Source organism: Paenibacillus sp. Y951, from assembly GCF_056786395.1.
On sequence record NZ_JBXCIY010000014.1, the window covers coordinates 63,024 to 81,409 of the forward strand.

General features: G+C 35.9%; 16 protein-coding genes. 1 reads left to right on the forward strand and 15 read right to left on the reverse strand.

Annotation, left to right across the window (positions count from 1 at the left end; all coding sequences use genetic code 11):
- Positions 1-526: 526 nt before the first annotated feature.
- The 7 genes from AC1TPB_RS18355 to AC1TPB_RS18385 form a co-directional block, all read right to left on the reverse strand.
- Complete coding sequence (locus AC1TPB_RS18355) at positions 527-1,927, reverse strand: hypothetical protein (protein ID WP_482077852.1); 1,401 nt, start codon at positions 1,925-1,927, stop codon at positions 527-529.
- 1,369 nt (positions 1,928-3,296) lie between these two features.
- Positions 3,297-4,475, reverse strand: coding sequence for a hypothetical protein (locus tag AC1TPB_RS18360; RefSeq protein WP_482077853.1), 1,179 nt, complete (start codon positions 4,473-4,475; stop codon positions 3,297-3,299).
- Positions 4,476-4,731: 256 nt separating this feature from the next.
- On the reverse strand, positions 4,732-4,950 hold the full coding sequence (locus tag AC1TPB_RS18365; RefSeq protein ID WP_482077854.1) for a hypothetical protein: 219 nt from the start codon (positions 4,948-4,950) through the stop codon (positions 4,732-4,734).
- 128 nt (positions 4,951-5,078) lie between these two features.
- Positions 5,079-6,485 (reverse strand): PIN-like domain-containing protein, encoded by a 1,407-nt coding sequence (locus tag AC1TPB_RS18370; protein ID WP_482077855.1) that lies wholly within the window; start codon positions 6,483-6,485, stop codon positions 5,079-5,081.
- Positions 6,486-6,659: 174 nt separating this feature from the next.
- The gene (locus AC1TPB_RS18375) at positions 6,660-7,202 is read right to left on the reverse strand and encodes a hypothetical protein (RefSeq protein WP_482077856.1); all 543 of its coding nucleotides are present in this window, start codon (positions 7,200-7,202) and stop codon (positions 6,660-6,662) included.
- Positions 7,203-7,704: 502 nt separating this feature from the next.
- Positions 7,705-8,640, reverse strand: coding sequence for an IS3 family transposase (locus tag AC1TPB_RS18380; RefSeq protein WP_482077896.1), 936 nt, complete (start codon positions 8,638-8,640; stop codon positions 7,705-7,707).
- Positions 8,641-8,667: 27 nt separating this feature from the next.
- The gene (locus AC1TPB_RS18385) at positions 8,668-8,961 is read right to left on the reverse strand and encodes a transposase (protein ID WP_482077857.1); all 294 of its coding nucleotides are present in this window, start codon (positions 8,959-8,961) and stop codon (positions 8,668-8,670) included.
- A gap of 47 nt (positions 8,962-9,008) precedes the next feature.
- On the opposite strand from AC1TPB_RS18385, the gene AC1TPB_RS18390 reads away from it, so the two are divergent.
- Positions 9,009-9,800: a hypothetical protein gene (locus AC1TPB_RS18390; protein ID WP_482077858.1), complete on the forward strand. Its 792-nt coding sequence runs from the start codon at positions 9,009-9,011 to the stop codon at positions 9,798-9,800.
- A 151-nt stretch (positions 9,801-9,951) separates the two neighbouring features.
- Here AC1TPB_RS18390 and AC1TPB_RS18395 read toward each other — a convergent pair whose 3' ends face one another.
- The 8 genes from AC1TPB_RS18395 to AC1TPB_RS18430 all read right to left on the reverse strand — a co-directional run bounded on the left by AC1TPB_RS18395 (position 9,952) and on the right by AC1TPB_RS18430 (position 18,386).
- Complete coding sequence (locus AC1TPB_RS18395) at positions 9,952-10,497, reverse strand: hypothetical protein (RefSeq protein ID WP_482077859.1); 546 nt, start codon at positions 10,495-10,497, stop codon at positions 9,952-9,954.
- 572 nt (positions 10,498-11,069) lie between these two features.
- A complete protein-coding gene (locus AC1TPB_RS18400; RefSeq protein ID WP_482077860.1) occupies positions 11,070-12,044 on the reverse strand; it encodes a hypothetical protein in 975 nt (324 codons plus the stop codon).
- A gap of 218 nt (positions 12,045-12,262) precedes the next feature.
- Positions 12,263-12,487, reverse strand: a complete 225-nt coding sequence (locus AC1TPB_RS18405) for a transposase (RefSeq protein ID WP_482077861.1) — start codon at positions 12,485-12,487, stop codon at positions 12,263-12,265.
- A 284-nt stretch (positions 12,488-12,771) separates the two neighbouring features.
- The gene (locus AC1TPB_RS18410; protein WP_482077862.1) at positions 12,772-13,206 is read right to left on the reverse strand and encodes a hypothetical protein; all 435 of its coding nucleotides are present in this window, start codon (positions 13,204-13,206) and stop codon (positions 12,772-12,774) included.
- On the reverse strand, positions 13,207-13,920 hold the full coding sequence (locus AC1TPB_RS18415) for a hypothetical protein (protein ID WP_482077863.1): 714 nt from the start codon (positions 13,918-13,920) through the stop codon (positions 13,207-13,209). It lies immediately after the preceding gene.
- An 85-nt stretch (positions 13,921-14,005) separates the two neighbouring features.
- Positions 14,006-15,829, reverse strand: coding sequence for a hypothetical protein (locus AC1TPB_RS18420; RefSeq protein WP_482077864.1), 1,824 nt, complete (start codon positions 15,827-15,829; stop codon positions 14,006-14,008).
- A gap of 68 nt (positions 15,830-15,897) precedes the next feature.
- Positions 15,898-17,340 (reverse strand): AAA family ATPase, encoded by a 1,443-nt coding sequence (locus AC1TPB_RS18425; RefSeq protein ID WP_482077865.1) that lies wholly within the window; start codon positions 17,338-17,340, stop codon positions 15,898-15,900.
- A 101-nt stretch (positions 17,341-17,441) separates the two neighbouring features.
- Entirely contained in the window at positions 17,442-18,386 is a 945-nt protein-coding gene (locus tag AC1TPB_RS18430; protein WP_482077866.1) for a Rad52/Rad22 family DNA repair protein, read from the reverse strand.

An 18,386-nucleotide genomic window follows, 5' to 3' on the forward strand; every position in this document is an offset into this window, starting at 1 on the left:
AAAAAAGTAATATAGCTATAGTAACATGAACGATATTTTGTCGCAATCTTTAATCGTAATTAAAGTTAGTATATGTTTATGTCCTTTCTTACTAAATGGAATAAAACAAAAGATGCCATTAGGTGATATATATATATCTTAAAGATTATGTATCTTAATAAATAGTATCTTAACAAAAAACTATACACAGGATAAACGCTATAGGGATAAAGGGGTTATAGAGATGGGATTGGTATAAAAATAGAACAGATATGAAAATAAGTGATTAAATTAGACCTAATTGAAAAACTGGTTATAGAATTAGAAATTTAGTATTAGATTAGTGCGACTAACTGATTTCATTTCTAATTTTATAACGTACTCTGCAGAAATATAGGTCCTATCCCCTCTCGGTTCTCTGATTCCGTTGCACCGGATCTACTGTTAAATGTTTGTTTAATGTTTAATAACCGTTAGCATACAGTACGAATAGCCCTCTATCTATAGCGAAAGAGGACTTGTAGGCATTGGTATTCAATTCAGTCGTTTAAGCTAGTGACAATAAGTAGTCATCCAGATAGAAGGTGTTGTCATCTGAAATTAAGATGCGGTAGTGATTGCTATTCATTTGACCAGATGCTTCTAACCTTCTTAAATTGGCAGCCTTCTGCTGATCCTTGTTGTGTAGATTGACGATGAATGATTCTATGTGTTCTAACGCTTTACTACAGATCGTTCTAAATGAATCTAGTGATAATCTAGAACGAATACGTTGATAGAAATATAGAATGTTACCAGCTCTCAATTGAGGATCATTTTCTTTCGTTAGAGATAGATAAGGATACAGTCTCTCTTCCCTTAGAATGTCCATGTACTCGACGAGTTGCGGTGATTTCAATTCATTATCGATATAATCTAGGATCATACTAAAGTCGGTTAAGCTCTCAGCCAATTCCTTTAAGCGATTAAATACATACTGGAAGATAGATCTGCTCTTTCTATGTAACAACTTAGCCAGTTTAAGAAACGATAAACGGTTTGATTCTTGATTAATTTCTGGAATAGCATACTTGGCTGCATACATACGTATTTTTTTTGTTGTATCTTTATATGGAATCTTAGCTCGTATCGACTTTTTGTACTTACTACCTTTTTTATGGTTAAGTAGGTACGCCTTATTAAGCGTAACTTTAAGTGAGTAGCTGCCATCAAGCTCATTTTTCACGAAAGAAGAATGAGTGATTAATGGAGCTGCTTCAAATGGTACGCATTTACTAAGCTCATTAACTAATTTTTGAATTTGAACAGGTCTAGTTTTATGTGTTAGACGATATATCCAGCATCCACTCTCTATAATACGAGTTACTGACATCGTATTTTTTAACGCACTTGTTCTCAGCTCAAAATAAAGCTTTTGTGCTGAACTTGATAAAGAAGTGAAAGCTTTCGTTAATACAGCTGGTGAGAAGATAATAAAGTTCTTATGTTTACTTAGTACTTCCTTTGCTATAGAATAGCGATCCACAATACCGTCTGCTTCCTTAACGATAATTCCGGCACGTTGTAATTTATCGAATTCAGCATAGAATTGTTCTTTAGAACAGTTCTCTTCATATTCTTCTAGCATCTTCAGATATAACGTGTAAATAGAAACTCCAGCAAGCCAACCTTCTGTGTTGAAGAAGCGGGAAATCGTAATCATAAGACGCAGCGTAATTGGCGTTACATGATACAATTCTTTCTTATGGCTGTTCTTGCGGAATTGGTATACTTTTTTAGTAGCATACTTTTCTTCTAGTTTTATGATAGCTTGATAGAATGCGTAGGGAACAGAAATAGGATATGTAAAAGTAGATGCTGAAGCCGATAGGTCCATTGTAGCTAAGTTATTATCTAGTTTTACGTAATCAAATTGCTTTGTATATGTATAATTTACTGATTTCGTCATATTTCTGTTCCCTCCCTTCTATTTTCTGCAAATTTATATGAAAAAAGCTATTTACAATGATGTAGATTGATTTATAATAGAGATAACATCATTTTTAGGCAAAATTAAAGCGACCCCAACGATTTGAATTTTTCAAATTTGAGGATTGTGTAATTATATTAAGTTTATTAAGTTAGTTTAAGTGTGTTAAGTGTGTTAAGTGTGTTAAGTTGTTTTTTGTCTTAGCCGACAAGCGATCGAGTATGGCTGCTGGAACAGTCATATTCAAAAAAAGCTAATTGTCATCATTAATAGTTAGCTGGAACTAAATATTAACAATTAAGCCACCTAATTTAATTGGGTGGTTTTTACTTTGTCTACATAAAGAGAATAACACACCTATTTATTATATGACAATAGAGGTAAGTATTAGTGGAAATAATCAAATTCGATGTCGAATAAAAGAGGAAATTAGCAAATACCCCACTATTTCGCACGTAGTGCAGGGTATTTTTTTATGGATATTGTCAAAATATCATACGTAGTGCAGGGTATTTTTTTGATGAGATTGTAATCATATAGCAGACGTAGTACAGGGTATTTTTTTAGTTGGAATTCTGATTATAAAGCAGACGTAGTACAGGGTATTTTTTTGATGAGATTGTAATCATATAGCAGACGTAGTACAGGGTATTTTTTTGATGAGATTTTGATTATAAAGCAGACGTAGTACAGGGTATTTTTTTGATGAGATTATAATCATAAAGTAGACGTAGTACAGGGTATTTTTTTATGATGATCTTTGAGAGAATATCGCAACTATAACTTATGAAATGAGTAATGACGAAGGTTTAAGGACTTTTGGTATAAACACAATTTAGGTAATTATTTAATGATTCACAAAAAAGGTAACGTAGTACAGAGTATTTTTTTGAAGAATAATATGAAATCTGTGACGTAGTGCAGGGTATTTTTTACGTAGTACAGAGTATATTTTTGAAGAATAATATGAAAACTATGACGTAGTGCAGGGTATTTTTTACGTAGTACAGAGTATATTTTTGAAGAATAATATGAAACCTATGACGTAGTGCAGGGTATTTTTTACGTAGTACAGAGTATATTTTTGAAGAACAATATGAAACCTGTGACGTAGTGCAGGGTATTTTTTACGTAGTACAGAGTATATTTTTGAAGAATAATATGAAACCTGTGACGTAGTGCAGGGTATTTTTTCGAAGGATAATATTAAATTTAAGACGTAGTACAGGGTATTTTTTTGAATGGAAATTGATACTAAAAGTGATGAAATCTCATGAATTGAGTGTTAAAGACACAAAAAGTTCACAAATGAAATAAGAAAAAGCCTGAAGTTTTATCAGGCTTTCCCTTATGAGCCTATATATAATTGAGCGTAATTCATTTCATCGGTTGATGGACTTTCTTCTTTGGAGTAGATTCTATAATGATATACACCTTTAGAAACTTTAATTTCCAAAAAGTTTTCTATGAAGTTATTAGATCTTAGATCCTCTAATGCTGTACAAAGATGTTTGCGGGCTCTACTTGGATTCTTTTGATCCAGGATTAAGTGATTGCGTAGACTTTCGAAATCAAATTCGTAGTATTCTCTTTTCTCCTTTGTAAATTGAGAAAGTAGAAACTTATAAAGTGCTTTAGCTATTTTTGTTTTGAAGTCATTGATAAGATACATGTTAATGTTAAAATAATCACCTTGCTGCAATGCGTCTGCAATATAATCTTGAAGATGAATTTCTACACGAGTATATTCCTTATTTATAAATTTCATACGTTTGAAGATATAGTTAAGGTCGTACTGTGTGTCCGTATCCCCTTCACTGCTCCCCGGAACTGATTCCTCAAATACTAGCATAGTTCGTAATAAATCGTTGATACTGGTTCGTAGAGCTTCGTAGTCTCCCCCACTCGGATAAGGGAACTTTAATTCGTATAAGATATCAGATAGATCAACTTCTATTTTTTCGTTATGTCCTTTATCGACAAATATCTTACAGATAGCAGACAATACTCGATGGTCATACTCAGTTAGTACACTCCCGTTTAAGTTTTCAAAATATAATTTTTTATTGTTAGTTACGCGAACTTCTTTATAATGGCCCTTGGCATCAAGATTAGGGATTAGTTCGGTTTTATTGGGAGTAGTAATATTGAATACATTGTGTTCGACATGTTGATTCAATATCGGATGTTGTCCTCGAAGAGTACGTATTTCATTTCTGATTTTATAAACGAGATTTAAAATATGAACAATCGTTTGGATTTCATTATATTGTGCATCAAACTCTGGAGTAGTATCTTTTCTTTCTTGGTTAAGTTTATGCTTCTGCTCTCGCATGTTTAATTCAATCTGAAATTGTTCTAAGTAGGCAGCTTGTATCTCCTGTAAGGAGAAATTAAGAACCCTACTATATTCTGTAGCAACTAGAGTATGTATTTTGTGGTCCAATAACTGTTGTGTAAGTGTGTCCTTGTCAGGAAGAATTTGAATCTTAATAGAATCTATAATGTTAGCTATACGCTTATTCATTTTTGAGGTGCCTCCCTTCAACTTAATTCCTCCTTTCATTTTACTTGCTTGATTCAAACAAAACAAATAATAAATAAGTTAAAACGCCTTGTTATCATAGATAAGTTGTGATAATTGGGAATAAAAAAAGGCAGAACCGTAAATTAGAGCTGGTGAGCCCTAACCTTACGGTTCTGCCGAGGTTTCGTGTGTTAAATTAAGTTAAAGTAATTTTACATGAAAATTACTTGATTTTCAATATGAATTAGAGATTCCATTATAGATGCGCAATCCAATTTTGACCTACAGGCTCAAATCCTACTACTGGATTGTAAAAGCAAGATGAATCTTTATGAGAAAATGAGATAAATACAGAGCTGTATCCTCCAGCGGCTGAAAGTTGATGAGCTAAGTATTCAGCTTCTTCTGGCGTATACACGTTTTCACAACTGACTTGTTCCTCCGTTTCGTTAAACAAACATTTCAATTTAGTCATAAATGTAGCACATAAGCTCCACCACAGAAGATATAAGTTATTGAGTTCTTTCATAGAAATTAAACATAATAAGTTTACATATTGCCAATGTTAGCAGGTTAGGCATTAGCTTGTACACCTAAAACAATCTAATTATCACATTCGATGCAAAGTGCGCTTCTGAATTCCCCACGATCTTTGTACTGATCGCATCCGGTACAATATTCTAGATCCTCGTACATCCCATCGTAATCTTCTTCTTCATCATATTCATTAAAATCGTTTACTTCGAATACGCTAAGTTGAATCGTTACAGAATCATTTTTGATTTTATCCTCTTTATTCTCGTCATCGAACTCAAATTTCACGTCAATCAAACCACTTGCTTCTACTAAGCCCTCTACTGATAGATCACCGTACTGCTCAATTCTAACTTCAACTTGAGTAGAAAAAGTACCTGCCAGTGAAACCGTTGTTCCGTTGTATTCAACACTCTCGATATTAACTTTGCCACTGCAATCACCTATTATTTCTACATCTGTCAATGGGTTACCGACAGCAAATTGTAAATCGCCACTATGTATCAGATAGCTGGTGAAACCCATTTTATCAAGAGTCAATTGCCACTCTGCTGACGAAATCAAGTCCTCAACGATAATATCTGCATTTAGTTCGAGATTCGCAAGAGTATTTTGGATATCGAATAGTTTAGCAATGTGTTCCACAAATTCAGCCATATTAACCATTACAAAAGGCTGATTGCTGCTATAACAACTAAACTCCTCGAAAAGTTCTTCCCTTGGTGAAATTGGTCTGTTGTTCTTGTCCAATTCCCACCAATCCTCTTTGTTATCGTTGGTTATGAAAACGATGGGTTGCCCGCATTCTTCCGCATGTTGCAGCAGTTGCTTCCAAACAATTAAGTCTCCAAACTTTTGGGTTTTGGATTTGTCTGTTTTGTCCTTTTCTTTTTCATCCATATACCCCGGAGGAAGTTTACGCAAAAACCTGGAGTCTCCTTCAGCATAAAGAGCCATTTTTTCGCGATATGTAAAGGGCGTACCCACCTGCCCCTTCTCTTCTAGTTGATCTATAAACAATTTCACCTTGCCATTATCGAGAACGAGCTTGTTCCGCTCAATTTCATCCTTGACATCCTCTTGGAAGCGTGTTGCATCAGATTCGATTTCTACAAGTTTAGCTAAAATAATGTCTGCAAGCTCTTTAATCTTAGGATAGCCAAAGCCTTGATATCGATGGAAACGGTTATTGATATTATCTTTTGCTTTTTCCGTAATTAAATGAACCTGATTGGTGACGTCGTGGTATTTGACCTTTTCTTGCTTAATCACTCCACGATAATTATTATGAAACTCGTCACTGACTTGGTGCGGAATCCATAGATGGTCTGATATACGGTTTAGTATATCCAAAACATGTTCGGAGGTAGCTGATGAATGACGGTATAGATCCAAAATAACATTTGTGTCAGGAATTACGATCGGTTCTTGTTCCCAAAGCTCAGTAAACTCATCAAATGGTAGAATGTGGCTCATCAGTGAATCTCCTTTATGAAATAAAATTATGGATGCTTATATTATGAAAATTGTGGCACTAGGTATAAAAATTATACCTGTTTCGTAAATGCTTACAAGCAGTTTAGACAAGTACCAGATATTCAAAGAACATAAAGTAATAGCCTGAGAGTTATGAAACTAATTTATCATTATCTATTTTCCGCGATACTTCTGGATTATTTTATCTCGCAACACCTTTTGCTTGAACAATAGTGGTAATGGAATGTTAGTCTTATTAATTAACTTAGTTTTGCTAACATATTCTTCACTCTCATAATTACAAAGTCGAACAAACTCATTAACTAATGGACAGTTTAGCAACCCATGATACTTTTCACCAATTTTATGCTCTTCAAGCTTAGTTGAATCGTCTGATACAAAAACTATTCTATTCGCAGAATATGGTTGTGGCGTAATATCTATTTTTTCACCAGTCTTCGAAATCCATATAGCATGGTGGATTGCTTCAATCATGAATTTAGGATCAGGGTCAGGTACAACTTGAATCCTCCAACCCAACTGTCTTTTACCCCCAAAATTTTCAACCTTCTGCTGCACATTATTATAGCATTCGTTTTCTATGCACCACGATTCAGGGCTTAATTGTATATACTCCGGTATTGAGTTTGGTGAAATGGACTTACAGAAGTCAATAACGGATTCGTCTATTTTTTTTGGTGTATTAATAGTTTTCATTTAATGATCCTCCATTTTAAAATAATATATGAAACTATAATTTCAATAAAAACACTTAATTTTGTCCTAAAGAATATGTCTAAAGTCATCGGTCAATAGATTTTGGTATATACCTTTAAATCCCTTAGATCGCGATACCTTAACCTATCAAAGAGAAATTCTTTTGGTATATGCATCATACCTTGATTCAAGGAATAATCTACGGGGAATTTAGCAACCAATCGACCTTCAAGAATCTCATTTAATGTGTAATCCTCAAAAAAATTATATTCATCATCAGGGCACACATAAATTCTTGTAGTATCTAAAGCTCTAAAACTATCTATGGCTAATGAGCCGCTATACCCATCCTCTAGCCTATCTAATGGGATCTGCCTACTCCAATGTTGGGGTACCCTTCTTTTATACCGGTTAAACCCCCTTATAGTGGACACTGCACCTCTTATCCGATAGGTTACATATAATTGCTCGATATTGCTTCAAATTACGGCAGATTCCGAATTCACACTTTTATTTCTTTTGGCTTCACGATACCTAGTGAGACAGCGTCCATATATTCGTATGGCGACATGTCGTAAATGCTACCGTGGATCCGATTGTGATTGTAATTATGAATAAAGCGACTCACGACTTCAAACGCCTGTTGATAACTTTCAAATTCGTGACGCCGATAGCACTCCAACTCTAGAATGGCATGGTATGACTCGATATGAGCGTTCTTGTTGGGTGTTTTTGGTGGTATACGCTCATGAATAATTCCAAACTGTTCACAAGCCTCTGCAAACCGGTGGCTGATGAATTGCGGACCATTATCCGACCGAATGACAGGCTTATTCACTTTGTCAAAGAGCTGCCGCTTCATTAATGCCTCCTGAGTGATTTGAACCAAATCCTTGGCCTCACAGGACAGCCCATGGTGATACGTGACAATCGCTCGATCAAACACGTCTATGATGCTCAGTAGGAAGAAAAAGCGCTGCTCACCCTCAATCCAACCATACTTTATATCCGTTTCCCATAGCTGATTAGAGGCCGTGATGAGCCGATTATTTGCGAGTATTTTGCGGTACTTGACCTTTAGTTTACGCTGTGGACGCAACACATTCATTTCCTTGCACAAGCGGTATACTTTTTTCTTGTTAATCACCAGATGGCGATCACGCCGTAAGATTTTCGTCAGCTTCCGATATCCATAGTTGGATGTGTACTCATCAGCCAGCAGTTCCATGATCCATTCGCAGATCTGTTCGTCGCTTACGGGCTTCCGATCTTTCGTATAGGAGTAACCAGGTGCGGGGCGACCGCTCCTGTAGATCGTTTTAGGTTCTTGTTTGCCTTTATTCACATGTGCATAGTACGTTGAACGCTCCACTTCCAGGATGCGCAGCACACGGGAGATGGGATGTCCTCGTTCAATGTATTTCTGAGCTATAACTATTTTATCCGCAAGTGCAGGTTCGTTTTTTTAGTAGGTCTTTGAGAATATCCTCTCCAAGGCTTGCTCGGCAAACAGCTTTTTCAGCTTTTCATTCTCTTTCTCTAGCTGTGCATAATCGTCTGCAGTAGGCACAAACTTTGCTTGCTTAATCGTTCTCCCATCCAGTTGATCGAGATCCTTTCGATCCAGCTCTTTGGCCCATCGGAGCACCATCTTCGGGTCAAGCTCATGTTGTCTTGCTACAGCGGTCATATTACCAATTTCTTTTCCCTTGGCCACTACCGTCTTCTTAAAATTCAGATCATACTGTTGTTTCTTCATTTCGTTCCCCTCCGCTTTCAGAAGATGAAGACAAAGGCCTTCAATTAATGAGAACGCAGCTACAACTTGAAAGTTTAGGCGTTGAGTTTCTTACACATCAAGAGGTTATGGCTCAATTTGGTGATAGTGATATGGTAAATCCTTATGTCGAACCACCTTTAAGGTCAAATATTGTTTGGACAAGTTACCGTCAAGACGAGCAAATATTTGGTATAGGGTATGAAATACAACATCTGATTGCTGAATCAAATAGTAACAATTCAACCTTAAAAGGGACTACTATTGCTGCAAAAACGTATAATAACAGTTTTCAAGTTGGACTTGTTAACTTAATGGCTACGGTAGCTACTGAAGGTACATCTATTGCCTTTCCAGTAACGGGTTCTGTTGTCTCATTTTTTGATGCTGTTAGGTCATTTATAAACGATTCAAATTTTACAAAAACTACAATTGCTAACAACGTGAATATATCGTACGAAACTAAGAATTATCAAGCGCTTGAATTTATGTATGTGAAGTATAAATCTCAAGGTGATAATTCTCAAAGATTAGTTCATATTAGTAACTCTGTTAATATTCAAATAGAATCCTCTACAAAATCATTTTCATACGGTTCGAATGGTGCAACCAATGGATTTGGTCAAAATATCGATGTAGTGCAATACTTTAAATATGTTGGTAAAGGTTTCCTAAACAACCAACAAGCCCTTCATACGTTTAATAATTCAAATCTTTACACAACTGGATTAGTAAACAGCATTCAAGTAAAGGGTTTAGACGGAAATAATCTACACATAATAAGTCCATGTGTCGCAACGCACCCAGGACTTGTAAATTAATTATCTACTTCCTTATCATGTTATCCATGATAGAAAATAAGGTTCTATAAACGAGGATTACATTTAAAAAACTATGGGTTCAACCAATCAATGTAGGTTGCTCTCATAGTTTTTTTATGTTTTACAAAAGAATCCATGTCAGTGTATTCATCTATCTTTTATATAATGTGTTGAAAATAGGTATGGCTTCCGCTCTGTTATTTGCTGGACCTATGATTTTATAACCATTTTCTATCCCGTTCATTGCGTCCGATTGCTGATGTTGGTCATTGTGGAGAATCACAAATTGTGAGAAATCATCATTTACAATTAACGTACCGTATAAATAGGATTGCATTCCGTTTACTGCACCATTGACATCTGAGTATGTGAAATAGGAATAATGGATTGAACCAACACCATCATTTGAAATGAACATCGTTAATTTGCGCTGTTCGGAAGGCACAGGTATTTCTTCATCTTCAATGTCAATGATTCCTTCAAACTTTCTCATTCCATCTTTACTTTTAGCCACCTTTCCATTCATTTGAATGCGTATGATGGCATCCGATGAATTGGAATCTGAGGCTAATGTAGATTTCAATGCTGTAGTGTCGATATGAACTGTTTTGGGAGATAAATATACTATCAAAAAAACAGCACACACCACGAATCCAACGATAGATAGTAGTAAAATTAATTTCTTTATTGCAAACACCTCCTTTATCTCATTACACATGTATATGTACTGGAATCATTTTCATTTATGTCGCTACTACTACGTTAAGTTAGGATGATAACGTCTGAGTGGTCTTTTTTTGAAGAAGATGACTTCTTAGCATACAAAAATTGCTATTCATTCCATTTTATCAAAATATAGTATTAAATATAACCCATTTTCGCCTTTTCATTTTACAACGATGCTCTCTATTTAACTGCAAATGTACAATTGTTCGAGAAATCATCATGCAAAATCTTGAATCGAGAAACGATTAGAGGCAGACAATGACAGATGAAAGACGAGAAAAAAAGTATTAGACTGGATTCGTTGATTTAACGCGGTTATTGAATTAAAGAATCGTCAGCTTTTTATAAATAAGTTTTAAACTGATTCATTATTAGATGGATCGGTGGAACAAATCTTGAAAAATATAGTTTTAGACTGCAGCAAAGCGAAAAGCCGGTCGACTCAACTCGTTGATTGAGAATCAAGTTCATCCTGTCGTGGAACCGGTTAGGCACGTTGCCAATGATCACATAAGCGATCGCCGGCCAATGAACATCAACGTATTACAATTTTATTCCTAACAACTCCATTTTTTTTAATAATTTAATTTTTGTAATTGGTTCCTCATAGTGCCACTCAATAATTTTCACAGAGTTCTCCTGACTCTTTATTCTTTTCAATTCATCAAGATATTGTCGGTATTTAAAAGCATCTTCTCCGCCAAAGAATTCAATGGGCTCATAATGTTGTATGCCTTGGTATTCGAAAGCTACGTTTATTGAGGGAACAAATACATCGAAGCTCTGTCTTCCCAGCCATTTGGGATTGTGTTGAAACAAAGCGTCTTTGAAATGTATGGAAACCAGTTCATACAAAGTATACTCCGATGTCCATTTAACTGGAATTTCCCCCTCGGATATTAATTTGTGATATATCACTTCTTTTTCTAAATAATGTTTTTTTCTAATTCTCTCTCTATGTTCCTCACCATCAGAGCCACGTTTATCAGATTGAAAAAACAATCTAGATGCGGCCTCGATTTTCAAGTATTCCATTTGAATTGGCGTTAAATAATTTTTTCTAATATATAACATGGCAATATGCTTATCCTTTATATCAAGATTTCTCATTAATACTTCTAAAGCATCATCTTTCGCTGTTAACATTTTCCGATCTTTTTTTTGTCCACCACAGAAAAAAGAAGTACAGTCACAAATATACGATAAATCAACTTCGTATAAACAATATCCTAAATAGTTATCAAAAAAACCTGATGTACCCAACAAGCTTTTAATAAACACTAAGTCTTCTATTTGTTCTTCTGTAAATATAACAAGATGATTAACGCTATTATCATCCTCGAATGTGTTTTCCAAAACTATATTTATTACTGCTCGTTTCGCAACTTCTAACGCAATCAGATATGCCTTTCCTGGGCGCTTTTTAAAGAATAACTTAAAAACGTTTCCCGGAAGATTATTTCCAACTTTGAATTGGCTCGGGGTCATATCTTTTTTCAGTATTTCGTCTAACGTCATAAAACATCCTCCGTACCAGGTTATTATTTACTCGGTCTTGCACTTCAAATGCTTGAGAATGCTGAGCCTACTACCACATATCTGTTTCATATAGTATTTATCTACCGAATAGGATCTCTCGAACGAGGCCGTTCAGTTACTCCTAAAATACACCAGCTAATTGAAATGGAAATTTTGAAAAATGAAATAACGATCCATTTACTTAGGTCAGTTCCAGTCTAACACTTTATTTTACAGTCTAATACTTTATTTTCCTTATACACTTGCTTGATCGTTCTCCCATCCAGTTGATCGAGATCCTTTCGATCCAACTCTCTGGCCCATCGGAGCACCATCTTCGGATCAAGCTCATGTTGTCTTGCTACAGCGGTCATATTGCCAATTTCTTTTCCCTTGGCTATCACCGTCTTCTTAAAATTCAGGTCATATTGTTGTTTCTTCATTTCGTCCCCTCCGCCTCAATATTATTGTATCTGAGTAAGGGGTGTACTGTCCAAGTCATATTATATGGGCTATATACCAGCCTCACTATAACTTTATTTCCCGATCTAATTCTTTATTGTTCAGAATAATTTGAAATGAATATTAATACTAACCGAGTTTACATAAGTTACATAATGTTTTTTAATCAGTCTAGCACAATATTTAAGAAGTTCTATTTCCTTCACGCTTCAAGGTAAACACAAAAACAGGGTAACGATGCAGCTGCATCATTACCCTGTTTAGTTTAGTGTGTAGTAGCCTGATCTAATGAATGTTTTGCTAATTCATTAGAGAATTCTCGTGATAGATGGTGCATTGCAGCAACCGTTGAACGAAAGAGGACACCATGCTCTTTAATGGCTAGATAATATCCAGTATTAGCAAGAAACACATATCGAACAGTCTTACCTGGGATTACAACGACTTCTTGTACTTTAAATTGATGTACGAGGTATTGTTTAGGTGCAAATTTGAAAAACCATTTGTAGATAAACTGACGTACCTTGAATCTAAAGTGTGCTGGAATCTTTGAAAAGATATAGTCCGTTTTGAACTGTGTGATCGCTAAAGCGGTCATAATTGCTCCATAGATGATGTTACCAGTAACAACTAATATCAACGCTGCCATTGCTAGCATCCAAAATCCCGCTTCTATCCTAGTTTTCATGAATGTTTTCATTTATACATTCTCCTTTGAATTAAGTTTTAAGTTGTCAATCAACTGGATTTTCTCTTGCAGATATTCAAATACGTCGTAAAACACATCGAATATGACAAGAAACTCTGAATAAGCATGACTATTACTCATTTCACACGCTGTAGGAAGCGTTGTACCGACGATATCTCTACAGAAACCTTCAGCAAGGTATGAAAACCCTCTATCGGACGTAACCTTGCAATAGAAGTCACGCATACTTTTATCCGCACCTTTATAATCAGCGAATACATTCCAAAGAATTATCTCTGGTTGTTCGGCGTAAAAGTGCATGAACGATACTTCTGAGTCTTTCAAACGATTGACATCAGGAGCGGGCATTAGGTACTGAGGGAAACCATCTAATCTAAAGAACATGAGAGGTATACTATAACCGATCTCAACGGACTTATATAAAACAGATGTTTGGTATGATGGTTGTCCTTTCAGGCTTTTAAATGACACATAACAGTCTGTCAACGCTAATTCTAGCGTGTCGTAATAAAGTTCATAGTAATGACCGTTATAAGAATAGCGATGAATGAAGACACAAGGCTCTAAGGTATCTACCTTTTCAATTTCTGCCAATCGCACTCTCATTTGCAATACATTTAGGTATTCTTTCAGCGTTAATGCTCTTTCTGAAGCAAGAATTCCGAAAAAATGTAATTCTAGCTTTAACATTTCAAGTTTTTTCATAATAATCTCCCTTTATCATTAAATTTAAGTATTAAAAAAGCAGGAAAGAGAAACTTATCTCTTTCCTGCAACACTCCACATACAGTTATTGACGATTGCTAATAATACGAGTGATCTGTTTAGATAGATCGCGCGTTAAATTAGAAGCATTAATCGCTGAACCTGGATACATTTTGCGTATACAATCCAAATTTTCCTTATCGTCGGGACCGCAATATAAGCATAGGACATTAATGCCTTGCTTTTCGGCAGCCTTAAAGATGGATAGCATCGTATTTTGATCTTCATTAGCTTTGAAGTTTGGTTGTCCATCAGAAATCATAATGATGATCCGCACTTCTTCACGATGAGGTTTCATTTGATCGATTGCATATTGAAGGGCGAGGGTATCTCGATTACCAATCCTTGGTCTAATCGCACCAATCATGCCTTTTTCAATATTCGAGAATTTTTCATAACTTTTCAGAGTGAAGATTTGCGTATCGTGAAATTCAGTAAAAGCATGAATAGACGTTGGAATTTTAACTTTTTCCGTAGATTCAGCCAGAAGGACTAAAGCTTTTTTCATCTCTTCAATAATTAGCGTACCCTGGGAACGAGATTCATCACCAGTAGATCCACTAATATCCGTCATCACACTTATTCTTACTTCCGTACTAGGCGTACCATCGAGTTTACGATTAAAGAATCCGTAATCATTCAATACAGGCGCTCTCCATACGCTAGAAGCTTTCAGTTTACCTTGTTTTTGACGATGAAGAACATCATCTTCAACAGGCTCTAATAACTTTTTAAGTAATTTAGATGTCGTTTGAATTTCTCTCTTTTGCATATTAGCTAGTTTCTGATACTCCGCAAGATTGGATTCCTTAAAAGGTGAAATAACAACCTTATCGGAATAAGCCTGACGCTTAGTATTAATCTTGACCTCTATTTGTTTTTCTTCGTAAGGTTCTAGCTCTTTATCAGCTTCAGCTTCGTCTTTCTCTGACTCTTTTGCTGCTTTACGCATAGCATCATCAATAGAGGCATCAAGAGAAGCTTTTAATTCTTCAGCACTTGATCCATCACCTGCTGCCATATCTTCAAAGATTTTACTTAGACGTTCTAGTGCCTCTTTAATATCCTCATCTGATCCCCATTGACGACCATCATCATTTGATTCGTGATCAGGGTCTCTTTTATCGGGTTCTTCATTATCGTTAAGCATCCACTCCATTAATGTCGGCCATACGGATTTAAGCATTTCTTCCGCATAACTTAAACATTCTGTAGTAGATAACGCAACGGGCACCTTCTCGATCAAATGTTGAACCGTATCGATTAACTGATAAGATTCATCATGTAATCCAGTAACATCACCTAAGTCGAATAAACGAAGGAAATATAGCGATTCAAAATCCGAAATTGGATTTTCTCTCGTTGTTGTCTTGATGTTAGCTTCTTCTCTTGCAAATCGGAAATATGGTTTTGTTTCAATAAATTCTAAACTTGATAAATTTTCAAGCCTAGCATCCATCGCTACGTTCCCAAAAAATTGAACCCACTTCAAAGGGAATCCAATATTATTTTCCCAATCTTCACGTTTAGGAGAGGATAGTCTCTTTTGAAAGTCTACCCAACTAGCAGATTCATCATATTCCAAATGACCACGTTCATGATAAGCGTGAGCCATACGGATCATGTGATTTTCTGCATCAGTATAAGGATCGGGAGAATAACCTCTCTCAAAACTATGCTTCAAAAAGATGTCTGCGAAGTCAGTATAGGAAGTTTCAATATTTGACCAATGAAGTTCAAATGTACGACTAGGAAACACATTGTTTACATTGCGTTTAATCCTAATACGTAACCTCTCTTTAATGATATCTTCTCTTTTCGGTATTTCGGTCAGGGTTACTGTACTCATATTTACACGCTCCTAATGGATTTTTATTAAAAAAGAGGGCTTCTATAATTAGAAGTCCTCCATACGTTCTAAGCGGCACCGTTTTCGTAATCAATTTCCTCTTTTGTCTTAACTAGCGTTGGCCAGCAAGATGTACGAAGTTGATCACGTATTGCAAAACGATCCTCTCTATTTTCAGTTTTATTCACAACATAATCCTCGATGGCTTCCACTTTGTTGTCTTCATTAATGCCGAATTCAAGTAAATGATTAGCAGCATCAATGTAGCCACGAATGGTACGAGATTCATCACCAATTCCCTCATTATTGTAAAGAAGATCAATCGATTTCTTTACTTTATCGAGGAAATCTAGGACGTGCTTATCGCTCATACCGGTCTTTTGTTCTATTAATTGTTTGAAATCAATAGTGTATGGCAAATGCAAGACAGCTAGACGATCTTTTAAGGCAGCGTTCAGAGCTTTAACGCCAGCATAGTTCTCTCCGACATTAATAGATGCCACAAAGACATGCTCAGTATGCTTATGAACGGTGCCATTAGGTGTAGAGAGCTCGCAATTGTCATCATAAACGGAGTGGAATATAGAAGTAGCATCAGGCTGAAGCATATTAAGCTCAGCGAAATGTACCATTCCCCCATTCATAACACTTGTCGCATAAGCGGTGTACTTAAACGCCATTTCTAAGCCATTACCAGTAGGCATATTATCTCCAACTAGTGTTTCTGCTGTAAATCCCTTATGACCTGTTTGAAGGTACTGTGGATAGCCAAAAACCCAAGATAACGTATTGATTAACGTATCTTTCCCGCTACCCTTGTCACCAACTAACAAGAGAGATTTACCCATAAGGATATGCTTTATCGCACGTTGTGACATATCACCAATATATGGTGTACCTGGAGCTGTAGGCTCGGAAACCATAGGTGTAAGTTCAACCTTAGCAAACACATCTTTACGTTTCGCTTTAATTTTGGAAATCAATGGACGAGATACTTTTGATAAATTCAAGAAATCTTCCACTGAACTCCAATCTTTTTTCCAATCTCTAGCTTTTGCTAGTTTTGGTGAAGGTTTATGAGTTGCAGGAGATGGAGTTGAAGCGGGAGCTACTGTAGCAGTAACATCCTCATCCTCAGCGGCAACTACCAATTCTAACCCGATTGAGGGGTTAATATCATTATATTCATCTGTACCAATTAACTCGGCTACATCATTAACAGATGAAGGTAATCCGAACCGATCAAGTTTAAATCCAAGCATATCCGAAATGGCAAAGGCCGTTGCATTATGTGAACAACCACGACCATTAGCTGCAGCTTCACAGTAATGGATAAAATCATCAGTAGTGTCCGTACGCAGCAATACGCCTTTGATGTTATCAATAAAATGAATAACATATTTTCTGCTCGTATTATCGACGTTTAATGCATGAACGAGATTTTCAAGTTTTTCTTGATATTGTTTTGCCAAAATCTCTTGCATTGTGTTTTTTCCATATCTAATTCTCATTATAAATACCTCTTTTCATCATGGTGTTAGATTATTTAAAAAGCCAAAAAACCTATATATAATAGGCTTTTTGGCAAATATTCAAAGGTGTAACACCTTATTTAAGCTGATTTTTCAACGGTAATGGCTTGTCTATCGGCAATATTAAGCCTTTTGTTAGCTTCTTTATACCAACCATGTACGTGAATAACATCTCCATCTTTCAAGCTTTTAATTTTAGAAGCACATTGCTTATTAGCAAAACAAGTCACTTCTGTTTCATCTTCAAACATAACCAAGAATGTAGCTGTTTGGTCAGGATTGTAGACCGGTTTAGCCAGTACCTTTACACGAAAGGCAAGAGGGCCGTTACCTGTTTGAGTAGCAGGGGCAGTTGAAGTGCTATCAGTTTTAGCTTTCTTATCAGATGCTTGATTCTGATTGGTAGCACGATTACCGTTGTCTGCTGCTGTTGTAGTCGTTGATTTACTATTACCATTTTTCATAGCACGAATAGCTACTAAATCACTATAGAAGATTCCCTTCCAATTCTTTTCTTTATAATAATCTTTATAACTATCAGGCAAAATAGGAACCCCATTTCCGTAACGATAGCTATCAAGATTATGTTCACGTATTAGATGGGGATACTCTGACCAATTATCTTGGATAACGGTGATAAGATTCTTATAAATATCAGCGGCAGCTCCAAAAAGGCAGGCCGTTTTCTTTAATGAATCAGAAACCGCAGATTTTTTACAATCCATTCTTGCTTGTGTTCTAGGTAATGACTCTCCCGTTAGAATGGTCATCGTATCGTTACCATATTGTATACGTGAAATCCACTCTTTGCGATCCTCCACGTAAATAGAGAGTTTACCTAACACATCAATGCTAAAACCGTTCATGTCTTCATTCACATCAGAAAATTCATGCTTCCAGTTTTCTGCTCCCACAACTTCATTCAGTCGTTCGACAATCCAGTTCACTCCAATATAAACTTTTCTTTCATAATTTAGCCTATAAGCTTCGTAAGGGAATGGTCGATTAAGATCTTGAGATAGCAT